Below are 6,327 nucleotides of genomic sequence, written 5' to 3' on the forward strand. Positions count from 1 at the left end.
ATCTTGGCCGACACGCCGTAGACACGCGCCGCATGGGCTTTGGAGAAAGCGCCTTCTATCACCGACAGCGCCATCTCCTCTCGACGCAGCGGTGTGAGACGGGCATTCTTATGGATGTTCATTCGGATCCTCCGATGGATGCTGAAGCGTGGTAACTCCAGTCTCCTCGGTCCGGTCCGAATGGACAACCTCCCGAAAGCTCACAGCTAGCGAAGCTCCCTCCAGCCGCGTTGCAGGCCGCGGTGATGATACCCCGCAGGACCGGTCCGCGCGCGTCCCCATTGGTCAACCACGACTTTTCGCTTCCGCATTGCGCGGAATGGGCATGACGCGGCGCCGTTTTCCTTTGGCGCGAGAAGGTGAAGCAAGCGAGGAAGAAAGCGCTTTGCGTTCTGACGGTGAGCCGGAACGCGGTGATCATGCACCCGAAAGTTCTTACGCTCCGATCCTGTCGCATCGACAAACCACGTCCGATAGGAACGCAGGGCCAGGAGAGCGACGTGCCGACGATGGCGTAGAAACCAACATCCGTCCTGGAAGCGAGCAACGGTCTCATGGGCAAGCGGGTCCTTCGCGTTCCGATGCCGGATCGCGGCGCAGAGATGGGGCCACCGAAAGCTCACACAGCTCCGCCCCGTCGCATGGTCGAAACCCGTCCGGCATGGCGGACAGGCCGCCACGCAGCGACGATGGAGGCGCGCGCGATAGCCGCCGCATAGGTTCTCAACGGCCTGAAGGGTCGCGGCAACAATCAGGCGCTTTGCGGGCCGAGGGCGGGCCCTCGCGCCAGGCGCAGCGGTCCGGACGCGCGAACACAGCCGGATTGCCACCGCATAGACAAGCTGCCGATTTGCAAGCGGGACGGCATTCCGAAGCAGCCCCGCAGCGCGCCTCTCGCGCAATGTCGAGCAATCTGTTCAACAAGGCTCTCGATGACATCGGCCGAGCTCGGGACATCGTTCAATTCTCCTGTGCGGTGGTGCGCCATAGCGGCTTGCTGCGGGACCAGGAAGAGCAGGCGGCATTCCTGCAAGGAGCCGCTGTTCAATTCACTCGCCAGTTTCTGCCAAACTGGGAGCGGGATATCCGCGAGGGAGAATCGTTTGGATATGCGACCGTGTCCAATGCAGTCAGCCGCGAGCCTGGAGGCGAGGCGGGCATGCAGGCCTGCAGGGCCATGGCAGCAAGGGTGTCGAGGTCTACCAGCGCCCTCGACGATGTAGATGCTCGCGCGTTGCCGCTCTTGGCATTGTCGTTCGGTCGATATCCCCAACTGGCGGAATGCCGCGACGGCACAATCAGGATCGCCAAGTTCTGCCGCGACAACCCAGCAATGCTTCGCAAGCTGGACGCTCGCAACATCGCGCTGCTGGTGAACGGCTTTAGCAAGTGGCCTGACCAGCCAGGGTGTGGCGAGGGCACTTTCGCAGTTGCTGCTGAGGTTCTTCGCCGCGCTGAGACGGAGGGATTTTCCCAATTCAGTCCGCAGAGCTTGACCAACCTGGTCAATGGCTTCAGCAAATGGCCGAACCAGGCGGAGTGTCGGGACGCCACCAGCGCTATCGGCACCGAGGTGACGTACCTCGCAAGCCGAGCCAAGCGGCTCTCCGATTTTGTACCGCAGGACCTGGCGAACCTGGTGAACGGTTTCAGCAAGTGGCCGGAACAGGAAAGCACGCGCGAAGCGACGATCGCCATCGGCTCTGAGATCAGTCGCGAGGCCAACCGACTCGGTCGCTTTCCTGAGCAGGAGCTGGCCACTTTGGTAAACGGTTTCAGCAAGTGGCCGCAAGAGCCAGGCATACGTCAGGCGGCGGTCGCCATCGCCGGGGAGATTGCCTCCCGTGCCGACAAAATCAAGGGATTTACCCATCAGCAGCTGGCCATACTGGTGAACGGTTTCAGCAAGTGGCCCGAAGAACCCAATATGCGCCAGGCTGCAGTCAACGTTGCCCGCGAGATCGTTGCGCGTGCCAGGGAGCTGGGTCGATTCACGGATCAACATCTGGCCAATCTGGTGAATGGTTTCAGCAAGTGGCCGGAACAGGTGAAGACGCGCGAAGCGGCCGTCGCCATCGCCTCTGAGATCAATCGCCACGGGCGACTTTCGCGTTTTCCTGGTCAGGGGCTGGCCACTCTGATCAACGGTTTCAGCAAGTGGCCCGAAGACCTCGATATGTGCCAGGCTGCAGTCACCGTCGGTGGGGAGGTCATTGCGCGCGCCAGGGAGCTGGGTGGGTTCACGGACCAGCAACTGGCCACTCTAGTAAACGGTCTCAGCAAGTGGCCCGAACAGGAGAAGACGCGCGAAGCGGCCGTCGCCATCGCCTCTGAGGTCAGCCGCGACGCCCGACTTTCTCGTTTCCCTGAGCAGGATCTGGCCAATCTGGTGAATGGCTTCGCCAAGTGGCCGCAAGAGCCAGGCATGCGCCAGGCGGCGGTCGCCATCGCCGGGGAGATCGCCTCCCGCGCCGGCCAACTCGCCGGATTTGCCGATCAACATCTGGCGAATCTGGTGAACGGTTTCAGCAAATGGCCCGAACAGGAGAAGACGCGCGAAGCCACGGCCGCAGTTGCCTGCGAGATTCTCCGCCGCACCAGTCACCTCCGTGGATTTACTGACCAACATGTGGCGAACCTGGTGAACGGATTCAGCAAGTGGCCCGAGGAGCCTGAAGTGCGCCAAGCTGCAGTGGGCCTCGCCGAGGAGATCGTGTCCCGCGCCGGCCAACTCGCCGGATTTGCCGATCAACACCTGGTGACCTTAGTGAATGGTTTCAGCAAGTGGCCGGATCAGCAGAAGATGCGCGAGGCTACGGTCACCATTGGCAGGGAGGTCCTTCGCCGCGCCGATCGCCCGGATGTCGGGCTCTCCGATTTTACGGCGCAAGGCTTGGCGGTCCTGGTGAACGGCTTTGGCAAGTGGACGCAAGAGCCGGTGTGCTATCGGGCTCTGGTGGAGATCGCCCGCGGTCTCGGTCCCAAGGGCCGTCGCTTCGGCGCGTTCATCACGCCTGCGCTGTGCAGCATCGCCAACAGTCTGGCGCGGGGTATCCTGCAGGGCGAGGAAGCCGGGGAGGTGGCCGAACCCCCTTTGCTGAAGGAGCGGCTGCAGCAGCTTGCGCATTATCTTCACTATGCCGAGGACCGGCTGCAGCAGGCCGATGTCCTGACCATCGCCAACATCTTCAAGGCCCTGAGCAAGGCGCAGTTGTCCGACGATCTGGGTGTGCTGGCAAAGCCGGGGCTGGACCGGCTGGAGGCGCTGCGCGCCACGCCCGCCTTCGAGCGCGACAACAACCTGGAGACCATGGGCAATCTGTGCGCCGCCCTGCTGCCGCTGGCGCGCAGCCCGCGGCCGGCGTTGCGCTGGCACCGCAGGCCGGCGCTGAACCTGCTCAACGCCATCCAGCCGGTGGTGGAGCGCAAGATCGAGGCGCATCTCGAGGCAGGCCAGGCCGAGCGCCACAGCGGCGCCAATGCAAGCCGCTGCCCGGCGCTGTCGATCTATCAGGTGCTCAAGACCCGCGCGGTGCTGGAGAAGCTCTACCGGCGGCCCTATGTCGAGGGCGACAAGCGCGCCTTGCGGCGCCGCCAGGAAGAGCTGCACGCCAAGACCAGCCAGATCCTGGACAGCGCCCGCGCCCTCATCGAGGCCGACCTTTCCAACATGAGCTGGAACCTGATCGCCGAGATCGAGGCGGAGGGGCCGCTCGACGCGCTCGACACCTTCATGGCCCAGAACGCGCCGAGCGTCCAGGTCCAGCATGCCGCCGCCGTCTTCGATGTCCATGGCGTGCTTGAGGCCATGGACCACGAGCCGCGGCCGCCGCAAGGCGATGCCGGACTGATGCGGCTGCCGGTGGTCGACATGCAGGGGCGGCCGCTGGCCGGCGAAGCGGAGCTGCGCTATTCCATCTTCCACCGCCTGACCTCGGGGGCTGTCAAGGTGGTTGCGGTGCAGCTGCCGGGCAAGCCGAGCGCCTTCATGCTGGCGCGCACGCTCAGCGTCGAGGGTGTGCCTTACCGCATGGACCTGTTCGGCGGCAGCAAGCTGAAGGCGCCGCAAAAGACGCTGGCCCAGCTTGCCGCCCGCCTGCCCGACGCGGCCGACGAGGCCACCGGCGGCAAGCTTTTGGCGATCCCCTATGCCGACACGGCGCCGGGGACGGCCTTCGAGCAGCTGGCGCGGGCCTGGGCGCCGTTCAAGGAAGCCTATTACTACACCCAACGCCGCGGCTTTGCCGCGCCGCCGGACATCGCCGGACTTGGCCCGCACGACTATGCGCTGGAAGGCGCCTTCAGGCTGTCGCTCCTGCCCGACCGCCCGGCAGGGGCAGCGCATCCCTTCAGGCTCGCCGGGCCGGACGGCCCGATCGCCTTGCGGCCGCATGACGGCTGCGGCTTCATCAGGGCCTCGCTGGCCGAGCGCATGCCGGCCATCGCCCGGGCCGTCCGCCCGGACGGCGCCGCGCCGGTGCGTGTCTTTGGCCAGGGCAAGCGAACCTCGGTGCCGGCCTCGGCCCTGCAGCATTATCCGCGCAACGCAGCGGTGGCCGAGGAGACGCGCGAGAAGGCCGAGGCCTGGCTCGGCAGCCGTGAGCAGCCGAGGCTGACGGCCGAGGAGCTGTTTCGGACCGTCACCTCTGGCCACATCGACGGCCCGGGCGCCGTCGCCGTGCCGTCCGGCGACGGACGCCTTTATGTGCCGACGCTCAAGAGCGAGACCTTGACCGCCGATGGCGGCGTGCTTGTCGGGCGCTCGCCCTACGACAAGCCGAACCTGCGCCCGTTCGCCGCCGGCCAGGTCAGGTCGGCGCGCGACGGCGACGCGACCGCGGCGTTCCTGGACCGGTGCGTGGCCTTCCAGTACAGCTTCAACGTCGCGCACAAGTCGGGGGAAAGGCTTGCCGCCGACGATCCGACCTTGTTTGCCAAGGGCATCCTGATCGTGGTGCCCGACCGGATGTGGCCGGCCGCCTTCGCCGAGCGTTCGGTGGTGATGTCGGCCGAGGACGTCAAGTGCCATTCGCACTGGCTCGAGGGCAAGGACCGGGTCAAGGCCGACACCGGGCTCGACTGCGTCGGCATCCTGCAGGCGACGGAGGTGTTCGCGCCCGGCTCGCTGGTTGCGGTGCCGAGCGCCGAACAAAAGAAGCTCGACGGCGATTTCGACGGCGACACCGTTGTCATCGTCGGCGACCGGCCCAGGCTCTACGAGCATGTGCGCCAGTTCGACCAGAAGGAGCAGGCGCGCGGCCTGGCCTCGCTGAAGCCGCCGAAGTCGCACACGCCGGCCATCGAGAACGGCAGCTACCAGTTCAGCCGCTCCCGGCAGATCCTGTCGGCCACCCAGCAGGTGCTGGAGACCTACAGCTGCCTGCAGCGCAACGTCCTGGCGCAGCCGCTTGAAGCGCAACGCTGGTTTGCCGAGCGTGCCGTCTTCGGCACTTACGAGGGCATTCACCATGAGCTCAGGGCCGACATCCGCGTCCAGCTGCAGGCAGAGCGGCCGGACGGCCAGGCCATGCAGGGGCTCCTCGAGAGGGCTAGGCAGGACGGCGAGGCGGCCCGGCATCCGGTGGCCCGAGAACTGGCCGCCTTGCTGGTCAGCGAGCTCGAGGCCTGGGCCCACCAGGGCAATGAGGAGCAGCCCAACGGGGAGCAGCAGCCCAAGGGCTCGTTGGCGCGAGCCACGGCCTCGACCAGCGCACCTGCTGGCGTCAGCGCCGCCGCCGGCGCGCTGTTTCCCGAGCTCGCCGAATCCTATCCGGCGGCCGCCGACGCCAGGGAGCGCGTCGAACTCCTGCTCGACCACTGCCGGGCGCGCATCGATCCACGGCCCGACGGCTACAACCCGCACGATCTGCATGAAAGCGCCATCAACCTGTTGAGCGTCGGCATCAAGGTCGGCACCGACGCCTACAAGTCCGACACCGGGGCGCGGCTGTTCATGAAGAAGAGCGCCGACCTGCAGCGGCTCCTGCAGCAGGTCCCAGGCCTGAAGCCGGCGCCCTATGTCAAGTCGCTGGCGGCAACGCTGCACCAGGGCCGCTTCGACGTCGACGCCAGCCTGGCGGATCTGAAGGACAATCCGACGCTGGCGGCCTCGGTCATGGAGGCCTCGATCAAGCTTGCCGCCGCGAACGGCATCCTGCCCAGCCCCTTGGACGTCGCGGCCGCCGACGACCCCGCCGCCACGATCACGCTGAGCCGCGAGCAGGCCCTGGAGCGCGCCAGGAGCGCAGCCCAGCGCGCCGCGGCGGAAGAAGGCGCCATCACCGCCAACGCGCAAGCAGTCGCCGCGCTTTTGCGGCAGGCCGGCAT

Annotated in this window: 3 protein-coding genes; 1 reads left to right on the top strand and 2 read right to left on the bottom strand. The window is 66.4% G+C overall.

The annotated features are described in order from the left end of the window. The coding region (locus tag EOA32_RS31590; RefSeq protein WP_245474027.1) for a leucine zipper domain-containing protein at positions 1-122 on the bottom strand (122 nt) is incomplete at its 3' end. Positions 123-751: 629 nt separating this feature from the next. Next, complete coding sequence (locus tag EOA32_RS31595) at positions 752-2,254, bottom strand: hypothetical protein (protein ID WP_189407533.1); 1,503 nt, start codon at positions 2,252-2,254, stop codon at positions 752-754. A 171-nt stretch (positions 2,255-2,425) separates the two neighbouring features. Between EOA32_RS31595 and EOA32_RS31600 the strand changes: the two genes are divergently transcribed. Continuing rightward, a partial coding sequence (locus EOA32_RS31600) for a shikimate kinase (protein WP_245499444.1) occupies positions 2,426-6,327 on the top strand: 3,902 nt, incomplete at its 3' end.

The sequence above is a fragment of the Mesorhizobium sp. M1A.F.Ca.ET.072.01.1.1 genome (genome assembly GCF_004023325.1).
Taxonomy (GTDB): domain Bacteria; phylum Pseudomonadota; class Alphaproteobacteria; order Rhizobiales; family Rhizobiaceae; genus Mesorhizobium.